This is a genomic window from Amycolatopsis sp. WAC 04169 (genome assembly GCF_003947535.1).
Lineage (GTDB): Bacteria > Actinomycetota > Actinomycetes > Mycobacteriales > Pseudonocardiaceae > Amycolatopsis > Amycolatopsis keratiniphila.
On sequence record NZ_QHJI01000008.1, the window covers coordinates 127,436 to 142,211 of the forward strand.

At 67.6% G+C, this 14,776-nt stretch carries 20 protein-coding genes; 17 read left to right on the top strand and 3 right to left on the bottom strand.

Going from position 1 to position 14,776, the window contains the following annotated elements; genetic code table 11:
- The first annotated feature begins 31 nt into the window (after positions 1 to 31).
- The 17 genes from rpsE to truA all read left to right on the top strand — a co-directional run bounded on the left by rpsE (position 32) and on the right by truA (position 11,476).
- On the top strand, positions 32 to 676 hold the full coding sequence (rpsE, locus tag DMC61_RS22850; RefSeq protein WP_007031046.1) for a 30S ribosomal protein S5: 645 nt from the start codon (positions 32 to 34) through the stop codon (positions 674 to 676).
- Positions 677 to 678: 2 nt separating this feature from the next.
- Entirely contained in the window at positions 679 to 864 is a 186-nt protein-coding gene (rpmD, locus tag DMC61_RS22855; protein WP_007031047.1) for a 50S ribosomal protein L30, read from the top strand.
- Positions 861 to 1,307: a 50S ribosomal protein L15 gene (gene rplO / locus DMC61_RS22860; RefSeq protein WP_016331095.1), complete on the top strand. Its 447-nt coding sequence runs from the start codon at positions 861 to 863 to the stop codon at positions 1,305 to 1,307. The genes rpmD and rplO overlap by 4 nt, the downstream gene beginning before the upstream one ends.
- A gap of 277 nt (positions 1,308 to 1,584) precedes the next feature.
- Positions 1,585 to 2,355 (top strand): hypothetical protein, encoded by a 771-nt coding sequence (locus DMC61_RS22865; RefSeq protein WP_233594917.1) that lies wholly within the window; start codon positions 1,585 to 1,587, stop codon positions 2,353 to 2,355.
- A 50-nt stretch (positions 2,356 to 2,405) separates the two neighbouring features.
- Positions 2,406 to 3,038, top strand: a complete 633-nt coding sequence (locus DMC61_RS22870) for a LysE family translocator (protein WP_125691138.1) — start codon at positions 2,406 to 2,408, stop codon at positions 3,036 to 3,038.
- 306 nt (positions 3,039 to 3,344) lie between these two features.
- Positions 3,345 to 4,652: a preprotein translocase subunit SecY gene (gene secY / locus DMC61_RS22875; protein ID WP_007031051.1), complete on the top strand. Its 1,308-nt coding sequence runs from the start codon at positions 3,345 to 3,347 to the stop codon at positions 4,650 to 4,652.
- On the top strand, positions 4,649 to 5,203 hold the full coding sequence (locus tag DMC61_RS22880; RefSeq protein WP_007031052.1) for an adenylate kinase: 555 nt from the start codon (positions 4,649 to 4,651) through the stop codon (positions 5,201 to 5,203). The genes secY and DMC61_RS22880 overlap by 4 nt, the downstream gene beginning before the upstream one ends.
- 44 nt (positions 5,204 to 5,247) lie before the next feature.
- Positions 5,248 to 6,024 carry a type I methionyl aminopeptidase gene (gene map / locus DMC61_RS22885; RefSeq protein WP_125691140.1) on the top strand — a complete coding sequence of 259 codons (777 nt, stop codon included), beginning with the start codon at positions 5,248 to 5,250 and terminating at the stop codon, positions 6,022 to 6,024.
- A gap of 511 nt (positions 6,025 to 6,535) precedes the next feature.
- Entirely contained in the window at positions 6,536 to 6,757 is a 222-nt protein-coding gene (gene infA, locus DMC61_RS22890; protein ID WP_005166804.1) for a translation initiation factor IF-1, read from the top strand.
- A 36-nt stretch (positions 6,758 to 6,793) separates the two neighbouring features.
- Positions 6,794 to 6,907 (top strand): 50S ribosomal protein L36, encoded by a 114-nt coding sequence (gene rpmJ / locus DMC61_RS22895; RefSeq protein WP_004558882.1) that lies wholly within the window; start codon positions 6,794 to 6,796, stop codon positions 6,905 to 6,907.
- Positions 6,908 to 7,112: 205 nt separating this feature from the next.
- Positions 7,113 to 7,493: a 30S ribosomal protein S13 gene (rpsM, locus tag DMC61_RS22900; protein WP_005166805.1), complete on the top strand. Its 381-nt coding sequence runs from the start codon at positions 7,113 to 7,115 to the stop codon at positions 7,491 to 7,493.
- Positions 7,490 to 7,675 carry a hypothetical protein gene (locus DMC61_RS22905; RefSeq protein ID WP_005166807.1) on the top strand — a complete coding sequence of 62 codons (186 nt, stop codon included), beginning with the start codon at positions 7,490 to 7,492 and terminating at the stop codon, positions 7,673 to 7,675. The genes rpsM and DMC61_RS22905 overlap by 4 nt, the downstream gene beginning before the upstream one ends.
- Positions 7,676 to 7,693: 18 nt before the next feature.
- Positions 7,694 to 8,101: a 30S ribosomal protein S11 gene (rpsK, locus tag DMC61_RS22910; protein ID WP_004558885.1), complete on the top strand. Its 408-nt coding sequence runs from the start codon at positions 7,694 to 7,696 to the stop codon at positions 8,099 to 8,101.
- 23 nt (positions 8,102 to 8,124) lie between these two features.
- Positions 8,125 to 8,730, top strand: a complete 606-nt coding sequence (gene rpsD / locus DMC61_RS22915) for a 30S ribosomal protein S4 (RefSeq protein ID WP_007031054.1) — start codon at positions 8,125 to 8,127, stop codon at positions 8,728 to 8,730.
- Between the two features lie 127 nt (positions 8,731 to 8,857).
- Positions 8,858 to 9,931 carry a DNA-directed RNA polymerase subunit alpha gene (locus DMC61_RS22920; protein ID WP_005166811.1) on the top strand — a complete coding sequence of 358 codons (1,074 nt, stop codon included), beginning with the start codon at positions 8,858 to 8,860 and terminating at the stop codon, positions 9,929 to 9,931.
- Positions 9,932 to 10,005: 74 nt separating this feature from the next.
- The gene (gene rplQ, locus DMC61_RS22925; RefSeq protein ID WP_037332675.1) at positions 10,006 to 10,569 is read left to right on the top strand and encodes a 50S ribosomal protein L17; all 564 of its coding nucleotides are present in this window, start codon (positions 10,006 to 10,008) and stop codon (positions 10,567 to 10,569) included.
- A gap of 73 nt (positions 10,570 to 10,642) precedes the next feature.
- Positions 10,643 to 11,476 (top strand): tRNA pseudouridine(38-40) synthase TruA, encoded by an 834-nt coding sequence (gene truA / locus DMC61_RS22930; RefSeq protein ID WP_125691695.1) that lies wholly within the window; start codon positions 10,643 to 10,645, stop codon positions 11,474 to 11,476.
- Here the strand turns inward: truA and DMC61_RS22935 are convergent.
- The 3 genes from DMC61_RS22935 to eccE all read right to left on the bottom strand — a co-directional run bounded on the left by DMC61_RS22935 (position 11,446) and on the right by eccE (position 14,549).
- A complete protein-coding gene (locus DMC61_RS22935) occupies positions 11,446 to 12,405 on the bottom strand; it encodes an endonuclease domain-containing protein (RefSeq protein WP_125691142.1) in 960 nt (319 codons plus the stop codon). The genes truA and DMC61_RS22935 overlap by 31 nt on opposite strands.
- Positions 12,406 to 12,648: 243 nt before the next feature.
- Positions 12,649 to 13,371, bottom strand: coding sequence for a hypothetical protein (locus tag DMC61_RS22940; protein WP_007031058.1), 723 nt, complete (start codon positions 13,369 to 13,371; stop codon positions 12,649 to 12,651).
- The gene (gene eccE / locus DMC61_RS22945) at positions 13,368 to 14,549 is read right to left on the bottom strand and encodes a type VII secretion protein EccE (protein WP_199750073.1); all 1,182 of its coding nucleotides are present in this window, start codon (positions 14,547 to 14,549) and stop codon (positions 13,368 to 13,370) included. Before eccE ends, DMC61_RS22940 begins: the two co-directional genes overlap by 4 nt.
- Between the last annotated feature and the right edge of the window lie 227 nt (positions 14,550 to 14,776).

Consider the following 14,776-nt stretch of genomic DNA (forward strand, 5'->3'; position numbering starts at 1 on the left):
TGCAGATGCTCGTGAATGGAAGGAAAGCCTGATGCCGGGACGTACACGGCAATTCGGCGGCGGCCAGGGCGGACCCGGCGGGCAGGGCGGCAACGACCGCAATGACCGTCGCGACCGCCGGGACCGGCGCGACAGCGGCCGTGGCGGGGCCGGCCAGGAAAAGACCCCGCACCTCGAGAAGGTCGTGACGATCAACCGCGTCGCCAAGGTCGTCAAGGGTGGTCGTCGCTTCAGCTTCACCGCCCTGGTGGTCGTCGGTGACGGCGACGGTCAGGTCGGCGTCGGCTACGGCAAGGCCAAGGAAGTTCCCGCGGCCATCGCCAAGGGCGTCGAGGAAGCGAAGAAGAACTTCTTCCGCGTTCCCCGCGTCGCCGGCACCATCCCCCACCCGATCCAGGGTGAGGAAGCCGCCGGTGTCGTGCTGCTCCGTCCGGCCTCGGCCGGTACCGGTGTCATCGCCGGTGGCCCGGTGCGCGCGGTGCTGGAGTGCGCGGGTGTCCACGACGTGCTGTCGAAGTCGCTCGGCTCCGACAACGCGATCAACATCGTGCACGCGACCGTGGCGGCCCTGAAGGGTCTGCAGCGTCCCGAAGAGGTCGCGGCCCGCCGCGGTCTCCCGCTCGAGGACGTCGCTCCGGCTCGCATGCTGCGTCAGCGCGCGGGGCAGGGGGTCTGACCATGACTCAGCTCAAGGTGACCCAGGTCAAGAGCAAGATCGGCACGAAGCACGCTCACCGCGAGTCGCTGCGCACCCTCGGGCTGCGCAAGATCCGCCAGAGCGTCGTGCGTGATGACACTCCCGAGGTGCGCGGCCTTATCCACACCGTCCGCCACCTGGTGGAGGTCGAGGAGGTCAAGGCATGACTGCCATCAAGATCCACCACCTTCGTCCGGCTCCGGGCGCGAAGCGCGACAAGATCCGCGTCGGCCGTGGTGAGGGCTCGAAGGGCAAGACCGCCGGTCGCGGTACCAAGGGCACCAAGGCCCGGAAGAACGTGCCCGCCGGTTTCGAGGGTGGGCAGATGCCCATCCACATGCGGCTCCCGAAGCTTCGCGGCTTCAAGAACCGCTTCCGCACCGAGTACCAGCCGGTGAACCTGGGCGACATCGCCCGCGTGTTCCCGGAGGGTGGCAAGGTCGGCAACGAGGAGCTCGTCGCGAAGGGTCTTGTTCGCAAGAACAAGCTCGTGAAGGTGCTCGGCAACGGTGACCTGAACGGCGTCAAGCTGGACATCACCGCCGACGCTTTCTCCGGCTCCGCCAAGGAGAAGCTCTCCGCCGCCGGTGGCTCCGCCACCACGCTCTGAGCTTTCTTCGCTCGCTTCACCGAAAGGCCCGCCAGGCTCCGCCAGGCGGGCCTTTCGCTTGCGCTCCCTCCGGCGGCCCGACCTGCGTTTCGCGGGCTAAACGCGATCTGGTCCGTTTTGTCCGGTCCCGCCCGCCGACCTGCGTTTCGCCCCCTAATCGCGATTTGGCGGTCGCCCGGGTGCCCGCCGCCCGGATCGCGTTTAGCCCGCGAAACGCAGGTCGGACATCGCGGCCGCGAGCGTGGCGAAGGGGTGTCTGAGCTGGAAGGATCGTGAGGTGGCCATACCTCCAGGGCAGGATCCGCAGCCCGTTCAGCAGCAGCCGGACGCCCCGCCGATGGTCGTGTCGGTTTCCGGCCCCATGGATCCCGTTGGTGAGCCGGCGCGGACTGGTCGGCTCGAGCCTCGCAGGCTGGTGGCGGCGGGCTTGGCCGCTCTGGCTCTGGTCCTGACCCTCGTCGGCTGTTTCTTCCCGCTCTTCAAGACAGAGCATCGGTTCGCCTTCGACGCCAGCGAACAGCTCCTGATGGTGTTCGTGCAGAGCGCGTGGGACACGACGGCGGAACAGATCAACGAAGCTGCTTTCACCACGTCGACGTCCCCTCTCGGTATTCCGCTCCTGATCGCCGCGGCGCTCCTCGTGGGGGCCACGATCGTCAGTACGCGGGCCGCCGGGCGCCTACACGTGGGTGCACTGGACAGGTGGGTCACCACCATCGCGGCGGTGTTCCTCGCCGGCGTCGTCAGCAGCATCGCCACGCTGAGCGGCGGGCGTCAGCTGGGAGAAGGCGTCAAGGTGACCCTGACACTCGAAGCGGGGATGTGGGCGCTCTTCGCCGCGGTCGTCGCCGCGGCGGGGGCGGCGGTCATGAGCCACCGCGTCCGGGACGACGAAATCCCGCTGAGCGGTGACTCGGCTCTCGCGGAAATGCCCACACCGAAGGACGGCATCTCCATCACGGTGCTCCCACCGGAGCCGCAGCCGGAGGCCCCGGACTATTCAGCCTTCGCGCCGCCGCCGGATTCCGGCGCGAAAGAGCGCGATTAGCCCGCTAAACGCGCTCGCGGTCGCCGATACGGTGGGGGAGGAGGTGGCCGATGACTTGGGTGGCCGTCTTTTTCGGAGCGGCGGTGCTCGTGGCTTTTACGCCAGGGGCGAACAATCTGCTCGGCCTGCACCACGGAATGACGCAGGGGGCGTGGAAAGGGCTCGCCGGCCTGTTAGGCCGATTGGCGGCATTCACAGTGCTCATCGCGGCTGTCGCGGCGGGCCTCGGACAGCTCCTCGCGGCGTCGGAGCTTGCACTCACAGTGATCAAATGGGCCGGCGTCGCCTACCTGGTCTGGATCGGCGGGCGCCTGCTGTGGTCGACGTTCCGCGGCGGCGGAACCGCGCTGGTCCAGACGCCGCGAGGTGCTGAATCCGTACCGGCGTCGAGGATCGCGAGGAAAGAATTCGTCGTCGCGATCACGAATCCGAAGGCGATCCTCATCTTCACCGCGTTCGTGCCCCAGTTCATCGACGCAGCTCACGGCTCCTTTTCCGCCCAGATCGCGATCCTCGGCGCCGTCTACCTGCTCGCCGAGTTCGTCGCCGGCGCGACCTACATCGGTGTGGGCGCGCTCGTGAAGACGCTCCGGCTGTCCCGCCGGGCGACTCGCAACGTCGACCGCGGCACCGGCGTCGTGCTTCTCGGCATGGCGGGCGCGCTCGCCACTTCGAACTCCTGATCACGTTGCGTTTAGCCCGCTAATCGCGATCCGGTGGCCGGAAAGTGAGGAACGCCAAGGCGATCTGTCAAGATCCCGAAGCGAGAAGCGGCGGTCGATCAACCCCGCGGACCAACCTTCGTCCGGAAAACCCACACGCACTGCGGACACGCCCTGTGAAGCTGTTAGAGTCGGCGGCACGCTTCGGGACGAGTGTGCCCCGAAGCGTTCCTGGCTTGTGCCAGAAAGCTGTGTGTTCCCGCCGGCCCCAGGCCGGCCAAGCCGATCGTCGGTAAGACAGCCGACGACGCCGAGGAGGTTCCCCGCGTGCTCAGCGCCTTCCGCTCGGCTCTAGCGACGCCGGATCTACGTAAGAAGATCCTGTTCACGCTAGCCATCGTCGCGGTCTACCGAATCGGTGCCACCATTCCGGCCCCGGGCATCTCCTATTCCGCCGTGCAGCAATGTACGGAGACCGGATCGCAGGAGGGCGTCTACCAGCTGCTGAACCTGTTCAGTGGCGGTGCACTGCTGCAGCTGTCGCTGTTCTCGACCGGCATCATGCCGTACATCACGGCGAGCATCATCGTCCAGCTCCTCACCGTGGTCATCCCGCGGTTCGAGGAGCTGAAGAAGGAAGGCCAGGCCGGCCAGGGCAAGCTGACCCAGTACACCCGGTACCTGACGATCGCCCTCGCGGTCCTGCAGGCGACCGGTGTGGTGGCGCTCGCCGACCGCAAGCAGCTCTTCCCGCAGTGCGACACCGCGATCATCCCGGACAACAGCGTCTACACGCTGGCCATCATCGTCATCACGATGACCGCCGGTACCGCCGTCATGATGTGGCTGGGTGAGCTGATCACCGAGCGCGGCGTCGGCAACGGCATGTCCGTCCTCATCTTCCTGAACATCGCGGCCCGGATCCCGATCGAGGGTGGCAACATCCTCAGCAGCGCGGGCGGCGTCGTCTTCGCCCTGATCTGCGTGTTCGGCCTGGTGATCATCGCCAGCGTCATCTTCGTCGAGCAGGGCCAGCGCCGGATCCCGGTGCAGTACGCCAAGCGCATGATCGGCCGCCGCATGTACGGCGGAACCTCGACCTACCTGCCGATCAAGGTGAACCAGGCCGGTGTCATCCCGGTCATCTTCGCCTCGTCGCTGCTCTACCTGCCGGACCTGATCAGCCGCCTCGTCGGCGACGCCAACAGCAACGCGGGCTGGCAGGTCTTCATCCAGAACTACATCGTCAACCAGTCCAGCTGGGCGCACGTCCTGCTGTACTTCGCGTTGATCATCTTCTTCACGTACTTCTACATCACGATCACGTTCAACGTGGACGAGCGTGCGGAAGAAATGAAGAAGTTCGGTGGCTTCATCCCGGGTATCCGACCGGGCCGCCCCACCGCGGAGTACCTCAGCTACGTCCTCGGCCGCATCACCCTGCCGGGCTCGCTGTACCTGGGCATCATCGCGATCCTTCCGAACTTCTTCCTGTCCGTCACCGGCAGCGGGAACAACCAGAACTTCCCGTTCGGTGGCACGGCTGTGCTGATCATGGTCGGTGTCGGTCTCGACACCGTGAAGCAGATCGAAAGCCAGCTGATGCAACGTAACTACGAAGGGTTCTTGAAGTGACGCGCCTGGTTCTCGTTGGCCCTCCTGGCGCGGGCAAAGGTACTCAGGCGGTAGCACTGTCGGAGAAGCTCCGGATCCCGCACATCTCGACCGGCGACCTGTTCCGCGCCCATGTGGGCGAGCAGACGCCGCTGGGTCAGGAAGCCAAGCGCTACCTGGATTCCGGCGAACTCGTGCCCGACTCGGTCACGAACGAGATGGTGCGTGAGCGTCTCGCCGAACCCGATGCCAAGGTCGGTTTCCTGCTCGACGGGTTCCCCCGGAACACCAAGCAGGCCGACGTCCTCGGCGAGATCCTCGGCGAGGTCGACACCAAGCTCAACGCGGTCATCCAGCTCCAGGTCTCGGAAGACGTCGTCGTCGAGCGGCTGCTGTCCCGCGGCCGCTCGGACGACACCGAAGAGGTCATCCGTCGCCGCCAGCAGATCTACGTGTCCGAGACGGCTCCGCTGCTCGAGTACTACGCGGACATCCTGGTCACGGTCGATGGCGTCGGCTCGGTCGACGAGATCTCCGCCCGCGTGCTGGAAGCGCTGCGCGACCGCACGTGAATCTCGGAGGACTGCGTGTACTGCAACGGCTTCGTCGTGGGCGCATGATCGAAATCAAGACCCCTGGCGAGCTCCAGGCGATGCGGGCCGCCGGGCTGGTCGTCTGGCGCACCCTCACCGCGGTGCGCGAGATCGCCAAGCCGGGGGTGACCACGGCCGATCTCGACGAGCTCGCCGAGCAGACGATCCGCGACGCCGGCGCGGTGCCCTCGTTCAAGGGCTACCACGGCTTCCCGGCGTCGATCTGCGCTTCGGTGAACGAGCAGATCGTCCACGGCATCCCGTCGAAGACGCAGGTCCTGAACGACGGCGACATCATCTCGGTGGACTGTGGCGCCATCCTCGACGGCTGGCACGGCGACTCGGCGGTCACCCTCGCGATCGGTGAGGTGTCGAAGGCGGATCTCGCGCTGTCGGCCGCCACCGAGGCGGCGATGTGGGCGGGGATCGCCGCGGTGGCGTCCGGCGGCAGGCTCACGGACATCTCGCACGCGGTGCAGACCGCGGCCGAGAAGGCCGGCCGGGAAGACGGCGTCGAGTACGGGATGATCGTCGAGTACGGCGGTCACGGCATCGGGCGCCAGATGCACATGGACCCGTTCCTGCCGAACCTGGGCAAGCCGGGCAAGGGGCCGCGGCTCAAGACCGGTATGGCGCTCGCGATCGAGCCCATGCTGACCGGTGGCGGCGGGGAGACCGTCGAGCTCGAAGACGGGTGGACCGTCGTGACCGCGGACGGTTCGCGGGCCTCGCACTGGGAGCACACGGTCGCCATCACCGATGACGGCCCGTGGGTGCTGACCGCCCCCGAAGACGCCTGACCTGCCCCCGCGCCCGCCGGATCACGTTTAGCCCGCGAAACGCAGGTGCGCTCCGGGATCGCGTTTAGCCCGCTAAAGGCGAGTGGGCCTCCCGGAGCACGATTAGCCCGCGAAACGCAGGTCGGCCCGCTGGCCGGCGCAGTCCTCGGGTCCGCCGTTGCGGCGCCCGCCAGCTGCCCCCATCGGGTGCACCTTGGCCACCGAGCGCCCCAGGTCGCGGCCCCATCGGATCGCGATTAGCCCGCTAAACGCAGGTCGGCGTGGGCGTACGATGGAGAGGGTGCCCCCGGCAGGCTCAGGGGGCACCTAACACAGTCACCCCCCGTTTGGGGCTCACGACACGGGTTGCGTACACTGTCAAGTCGGTGTACTCATCGCGCCCGGATCCTGCGCGCTCGTGAATTCTCGCGAACGGACATTGGAGCCGGGCAGGAGTGTGCCGATGCACCACCCAGCCAAGCACTCAAGCTTTGACTGATCACACAGTGTAGCGACAGGAAATGCGGAGGACATGGGCAAGAAAGACGGGGCCATCGAGGTCGAAGGCCGCGTAGTCGAGCCGCTCCCCAACGCGATGTTCCGCGTCGAGTTGGAGAACGGCCACAAGGTCCTTGCACACATCAGCGGCAAGATGCGGCAGCACTACATCCGCATCCTGCCCGAGGACAGGGTTGTCGTGGAGCTCTCGCCCTACGACTTGTCACGTGGTCGCATCGTCTACCGCTACAAGTGATCACGACGAGTTAGCACAAGCAGGAGAGCAGGAGACGTGAAGGTCCAGCCGAGCGTCAAGAAGATCTGCGACAAGTGCAAGGTGATCCGCCGTCACGGCCGGATCATGGTGATCTGCGAGAACCTGCGGCACAAGCAGCGGCAGGGCTGATCACTCGCACTCGTACAGAGTGGATTGACGGCTACACAATCTCCCCGCACCTGCCGGGCCGTGCGAACGGCCCGGTTCACCCCCGGACTTCAGGCCGGGGCCGGGACACCCGAAGCGCAAGCAGAGGGCACGACAGGCGAGTCGGTCCCGGGACCGGACGGGGAGCAGACCTGGAGATGAATTCTATGAAGGAGCATCAACGCCAATGGCACGACTCGCTGGCGTAGACCTCCCCCGCGAAAAGCGGTTGGAGATCGCGCTGACCTACATCTACGGCATCGGCCGTACCCGCTCGAAGCAGCTCATCGCGGCTGCCGAGCTCAACGCGGACACTCGCGTCAAGGATCTGAGCGATGACGACCTCGCCAAGCTGCGGGTCTACATCGAGGAGAACTTCAAGGTCGAGGGTGACCTTCGCCGTGAGGTGAACGCCGACATCCGTCGGAAGATCGAGATCGGGTGCTACGAGGGCCTTCGCTGGCGTCGCGGACTTCCCGTCCGTGGTCAGCGCACCAAGACGAACGCCCGCACCCGTAAGGGTCCGAAGAAGACGGTCGCCGGCAAGAAGAAGGCTGGCAAGAAGTGAGCGTCCAGGGCAAGAAGGTCGTGCGTATGGGCGGCGTCCACCGCCGCGGCTCGGCTTGTGTCTCGCCCAAGGCGCTCTACGCCCGCCCGATGGCGCTCCGCAACCTGTACACCGACGCCGGTTCGATCATCCGGCGCGGCCAGGCCGAAGCGGTCGCCGCTCACCAAGAGAACGCGCGCTAACAGGAGAACCCTCAGAACATGCCACCGAAGTCTCGTACTGCGGCGGGGGCCAAGAAGGTCCGCCGTAAGGAAAAGAAGAATGTCGCGCACGGTCACGCGCACATCAAGAGCACCTTCAACAACACCATCGTCTCGATCACGGACCCGACCGGTGCCGTGATCGCGTGGGCGTCGAGTGGTCACGTGGGCTTCAAGGGCTCGCGTAAGTCCACCCCGTTCGCCGCGCAGATGGCCGCCGAGAACGCCGCCCGCAAGGCTGCCGAGCACGGCATGAAGAAGGTCGACGTCTTCGTGAAGGGCCCGGGTTCGGGCCGCGAGACGGCGATCCGCTCGCTGCAGGCGGCCGGCCTCGAGGTCGGCACCATCCAGGACGTGACCCCGCAGCCTCACAACGGCTGCCGCCCGCCCAAGCGGCGCCGGGTCTGAGGAACGGGGAGGAGTAAGAAGAAATGGCTCGTTACACCGGCCCCGCGACGCGTATTTCGCGTCGCCTCAAGGTTGACCTCATCGGCGGCGACCAGGCTTTCGAGCGTCGCCCCTACCCGCCGGGCCAGCACGGCCGCGGGCGCATCAAGGAGTCCGAGTACCTCCTGCAGTCGCAGGAGAAGCAGAAGGCTCGCTACACCTACGGCGTTCTCGAGCGTCAGTTCGTCCGGTACTACAAGGAAGCCGTCCGGCGTCCTGGCAAGACCGGTGAGAACCTGCTGCAGATCCTCGAGTCCCGTCTGGACAACGTGATCTACCGCGCCGGCATCGCCCGCACCCGCCGTCAGGCGCGTCAGCTGGTGAGCCACGGCCACTTCCTGGTCAACGGCGTCAAGGTCAACGTCCCGTCCTACCAGGTCACGAAGTGGGACATCATCGACGTGCGGCCGAAGTCGTTCGCGATGCTGCCCTTCGTCGCGGCCAAGGAGTCGTTCGGCGAGCGTCCCGTTCCCGCGTGGCTCCAGGTCGTTCCGTCCAACCTCCGTGTGCTGGTCCACCAGCTCCCGGAGCGCGCTCAGATCGATGTTCCGGTCCAGGAACAGCTGATCGTCGAGCTCTACTCGAAGTGATCCATCATCGGGCCGGGGTCTCCCCGGCCCGATGTGGGCACGGGCGGCGGCGCCCGGAGTGCGCCGCCGCTTCGCCATCCCTTTCGGTGTCATATGGCGGGCGCCGTTTGGAAAGGAATTAGGAAAGATGCTGATTTCCCAGCGACCGGCTCTCGGCGAAGAGACGGTCAACGAGACCCGCTCCCGGTTCACCATCGAACCGCTGGAGCCCGGCTTCGGCTACACGCTCGGCAACTCGCTGCGGCGCACGCTGCTGTCGTCCATTCCGGGCGCGGCCGTGACGAGCATCCGCATCGACGGCGTGCTGCACGAGTTCACCACCGTTCCCGGGGTGAAGGAAGACGTCACCGACATCATCCTGAACCTCAAGGAGCTCGTGGTCTCCTCGGAAGAGGACGAGCCGGTCACCATGTACCTGCGCAAGCAGGGCCCCGGTGAGGTCACCGCCGCCGACATCGTGCCCCCGGCCGGTGTCACCGTGCACAACCCGGATCTGCACATCGCGTCGCTGAACGGCAAGGGCAAGCTCGAGATCGAGCTCGTCGTCGAGCGCGGCCGCGGTTACGTTCCGGCCCTGCAGAACAAGCAGGCGGGCGCGGAGATCGGCCGGATCCCGGTCGACTCCATCTACTCCCCGGTGCTGAAGGTGACCTACAAGGTCGAGGCGACCCGTGTCGAGCAGCGCACCGACTTCGACAAGCTGATCCTGGACGTGGAGACGAAGCCGTCGATCACGCCGCGGGACGCTGTCGCGTCGGCCGGTAAGACGCTGGTGGAGCTGTTCGGTCTCGCGCGCGAGCTGAACGTCGACGCCGAAGGCATCGAGATCGGCCCGTCGCCGCAGGAGGCGGACACCATCGCCGCCTACGCGATGCCGATCGAGGACCTGGACCTCACCGTCCGGTCGTACAACTGCCTCAAGCGCGAGGGCATCCACACCGTCGGCGAACTGGTCTCGCGCAGCGAGGCCGACCTGCTGGACATCCGCAACTTCGGTGCGAAGTCGATCGACGAGGTCAAGCTCAAGCTCGTCGGTCTCGGCCTCGCGCTGAAGGACAGCCCGCCCGGGTTCGACCCGACCGCGGCCGCGGCCAGCTACGACGGTGAAGGCTGGTCCGAGGGCGTCGACAGCATCACGGACGGAATTTCGGACAACGGCCACGACGATGGCCAGGACTACGCAGAGACGGAGCAGCTGTAAGGCCAGCTACGGCTCCCTCACCGGTCGGGTGGGGGAGCGCCGGCCTTCAGCTGTGAGCTGAACGAGGAGAACCGATGCCCACCCCCACAAAGGGACCCCGTCTCGGCGGGTCGCCCGCGCACGAACGGCTGATCCTGGCCAACCTGGCCACCCAGCTGTTCGAGCACGGCAAGATCACGACGACCGAGGCGAAGGCCCGGCGGGTGCGCCCGCTGGCCGAGAAGCTGATCACGAAGGCGAAGCGGGGCGACCTGCACAACCGTCGTCAGATCCAGCGTGTCGTGCGCGACAAGGACGTCGTGCACAAGCTGATCGCCGAGATCGGTCCGTTCTTCGCGGAGCGTCCGGGTGGCTACACCCGGATCACCAAGACGATGGCGCGCAAGGGCGACAACGCCCCCATGGCCGTCATCGAGCTGGTGTCCGAGAAGACCGTCACCGCCGAGGCCGAGGCCGCGCGCAAGACGAAGTTCGCCAAGGACGAGCCGAAGGCCGCCGCTCCGGCCGCCGAGGAGACCACCGAGGCCACTGAGGCTGCCGACACGGCCGCCACCGAGGCTCCGGAGGCCACCGAGGCTCCCGCCGCCGACGAGGCCGCTGAGGCCCCCGCCGCGGACGCGGACAGCAAGAAGGACTGACGTCCTGACGGCACCGAACACCCCGGACGAGCCCGCCACTCCCACTGCGGAGGGCGGGCTCGTTCGTCTGCGTCTGGACATCTCGTACGACGGCACCGATTTCTCCGGCTGGGCGCGGCAGCCCGGACGGCGCACCGTGCAGGGAGTCCTCGAAGAGGCGCTCGCGAAACAGCCTCCAGGAGCCTCGATCCCGAAGTCCGTCGTCGTCGCCGGCCGCACCGATGCCGGTGTGCACGCTTCCGGCCAGGTGGTCCACGTCGACGCGTCGCCTTTAGCGGGCAAAACGCGATCCGGTCGTCTGGAACTGGACGAGCACGGCATTCCTGACCTGGGGCGGATGCGGCATCGCTGGAACCGGTACCTGCCGGGAGACGTGCGGGTGCTGGATGCCCGGGTGGCGGCGCCCGGGTTCGACGCGCGGTTCTCGGCCGTGCGGCGTCACTATCTCTACCGTGTTTCGGACGCGCCCTGGGGCGTGGATCCGTTGCGGCGTCACGACACTCTGGCTTGGGGCCGCCCGCTGTCGGTTGACGCGATGAACGAGGCTTCGGCGGCTCTGTTGGGGCTCCAGGACTTCGCGGCCTTCTGCAAGCAGCGTGAAGGCGGGACGACCATTCGCGAGCTGCAGCGGCTTGTGTGGGGGCGGACCGGACCGCATGCGGTCGAGGTCGAGGTATCCGCCGACGCGTTCTGCCACTCGATGGTGCGCAGTCTGGTGGGGGCGCTGCTCTTGGTCGGTGACGGCCGACGTCCGCTCGATTGGCCGGGCGACGTTCTGGAGAGCCGGACGCGCGACAGCGCCGTCGCTCCCGCGCACGGCCTGACGTTGATGGCCGTCGACTACCCGCCAGACGCCGAACTCGCCGCGCGTGCCGATCAAACGCGCGCCATGCGCACCCCCTCCTGACCCGGCCGCGGCGCCTTTAGCGGGCTAAACGCGCTGCGGCGGGCCCGCCAGACGGCGTCGACGACGCCCCTGAGGTCGTTCGCCAGGTCCTCGGCGGTGACGATGACGAATCGCCATCCTTCTGCCTCCACACGTCTTCGGCGTTTGCGATCATAGGCCTGTTCCTTCGGTGTGCTGTGCCATCGGCCGTCGTACTCGATGGCGACGCGGAACTTCTCGTCCGCGAGATCAAGACGAGCGAGGAAACGGCCGGCCCTGGACCTGACCTCGACCTGCGGCGTCGCCGTGATGCCGCCGGCGGCCAGCACGATGCGGAGTTCCGATTCCGGAGGCGATTCTGCGCGAGGGTCGGAGAGCCGTAAAGCATGCCTGGCCAAGCGAATTCCTCTATTCCTGCGACCGTAGAACTCGCCGTTGAGGTGCAGATCGGTCAGCTTGTTGGCCCTCATGAACTGGTCCAGATCCGGGACGCCGATGCGAAGCCGTCGCGTCCAGCTGGATTTGCGCGGAGAAAGCCGGAGCAGGAGATCCAACGCTATTCGGCGTTTCCGTGCGATGCGAATGCCGTTCCAGGGCCTCGATTCTTCGGGTTTGACCTCTGTCCGCCGAACCTTGATGCCGACGATCGGGCCGAAGCGGTTCTTCTCCGGCACGATCATCTCGACGGGGTCGCTGGGGTTGGCCAGCTCGACACCGTGGACGGTCGCGGCCGATCGCCCGGTCAGGACTGCTTCCGGAGGCGCCAGCAGTGCGGCACCTCGGCATCGCAGCTCGTGTGTGACCTCGACGTCGGCGCGCGTGTAGACGTCCTGAAACAACCTCCGCACGCTCGAGCCGCGCAGCTGGCTGGCCGTGATGAGACCCGCCTTGCGCGCCTCCGATCCGCGGAAGACATCGGGGAGGTGAGATGAATCGAAGGGTTTGGTCATGTCGACACGGTGGCCGACCTGGCCGACAACCTGCGGCCATCGATGCCATTTCGGGGCGACTTATCCACAACGCCCGGCTTATCCACAGCCGGCGCGATTGCCCCTTGACTGACAAACGCCACGCCTCGGATCGCGTTTAGGGGGCAAAACGCGATGCGGCGGGACGCAAAGGGGGCACTGTCCGATATGGACAGTGTCCCCTTAGAGCGCGATTAGCCCGCTAAAGTCGACGCGGGCGGGGGGTTAGTCGCCTCGGCGGACCGGGCCCAGGATCTGCTGTTCTTTGGCGGTGGTGACTAGGCGGAGAGGACGCCACAGGTTGCGGCCCAGGGCGACGACCTGGTCGTCCTTCAGCGTCGTGAGCTGCTTCATCATCTGGGGCGGGAGCCGCCAGATGCGGGCGGCCAGTTCGGCCTGGCCCGGCGGGAGCCGCTGCATCAGCACCAGGTCGGCCGCGTTCGCGGTCGCCCCGGCCTGCGGGTGCAGGTACGGCAGCACGTACACCGTCGTCTGCCACGGCGACCGCGGCGGGAACAGGTCCTGCGGTGTCGGACCGCCATCGGTCACCACCAGCAGCGGTGCGTCCTCGGACGGACGCGGGAGGTCCACCGGCGACAGCCGCCGGATCTGCACCAGCGGCGAAGGCCTGCCGTTGGGCTGGTTTCCCGCGGCCTGGGGGAGCACCTGCCACGCGGCCGGACGTCCGGTCGCCACGACGACCCACGCCCCCACCGCCATCGCCCGCAACGCCACCTGACGAGCCAGGTAGAGACCACCGACCAGCACGATCCGGGTCGGCGTCGAGCGCAGCGCGGAGATGGTCAGCGGTTCACCCTTGAGCCCGGAGCCCAGGACGATGCCGCCGCGATCACCGGATGGGCTGATCGCGTCGAGCATCGCCGGATCGACGGTGAATTCCGGGGCGACACCGGCGCTCTGGCCTGCGTCACGCATGCGGGTGCTCATGCCGTGCCTCCGATCGGCAAAGTCGCGGAGAACCCGGAGATCTGCAGGCCGCGCAGCGGCGTCAGCGTCACACCCAGCCGGTCCGAGACGCCCTGCAGCCGCTGGTCGGCCGCGTCCAGTTCGCGCGGGTTCCGCGCGCTCAGGCGCACGATCCCGCGAAGCCCGATCTTGCCCTCGTCCGCGGACGGCGAGATCGACATCGCCACCGTCGCCGACAGCGCGCGGACACTGGTCAGCGCGTTCAGGCTGCCGCTGATCTTGCCCTTCGGCCAGCTGGTGATCGCGTAGCTCGCGTGCCCGATGCCGGCCGCGGTGACGCCGGTCCAGCGTTCCTGCAGGCCGACCTTCCCCTGCGAACCGGCGACCGCGGTCAGTTCCGCGGCCGAAATGCTGGACCGCAGCAACTCGTCCGGGTCGAGCGGCCGGGTCGGCACGCCCTGCGATTCCAAGGCGTTCCGCACCCGCGAGAGCGCGCCGATCAGCGCGCGGTGCGCACCGACGACGCCGCCACCACGTTCGCGGATGGCGGCCGGGCACCGGCGCGGGTCGAGCCGGATGGCGACCCACGTCGTCCGCCGCGCGGCCGCGGGAAGCGGGCCGAGCACCTCCATGTAGGAGCTGAGGGCGGGCGAGTCCGACGGAAGCGCGGCGCTGCCCGGGTAGCAGTGCCAGATCATTTGGATCGAGTCGAGGACCACACCGCGGTCTTCGAGGCACGGCGCGAGCGCGGACAGCGGCAGGCTCGGTGCGCCACCTGCCTGGGTGATCAGCGCGGGCGCGGGTTCGACGAGCAGGACCGCGGTCCACGTGCCGTCGTTCCACGCGATGCCGACCTGCTGACGTTCGTGGTCCACACCGTGCGCGACGACGAGATCGGGAACAGCCAGGCGAAGCAGGTTCACGCGGGCGTCGTCGGGGCCGGTGACGGAGTCCTCTTCGGCGGCGAGCGACTCGATGCTGCTCGGGGGAAGCGGGTTCGCCACACGATCGTGTGACCGGAACATGTACCGCATCGTGAGTCCAGCCCATTGGGTGAACCAGCGGCCGCCCCAGCGCAGGAACGCGATGATGAGCGCGAACCCGAGCACGCCGATCGCGACGTACTTCAGCTTCATGTCGATCGCGAGCAGGATGAGACCGATCGCGAGCCCGAGTTCGAGCACGACCAGGTTCGCCACGGGCAGCGGGCCGAGGTTGATCCCACCGGTCCGGCGCCGCGCGGGCGCGGCGATCCGTGCCGCCGGAGCGGGCGGGGGACCGGACTGCGGACCGGGGCCGCCGGACGGAGGACCGCCCGGGCCGCCTGGCCCACCGGGACCTCCCGGACCACCAGGTCCGCCGGGCCCACCGGGTCCCTTGGGGCCTCCCGGGCCACCGGGGCCGCCCGGACCCTGCGGTCCGCCAG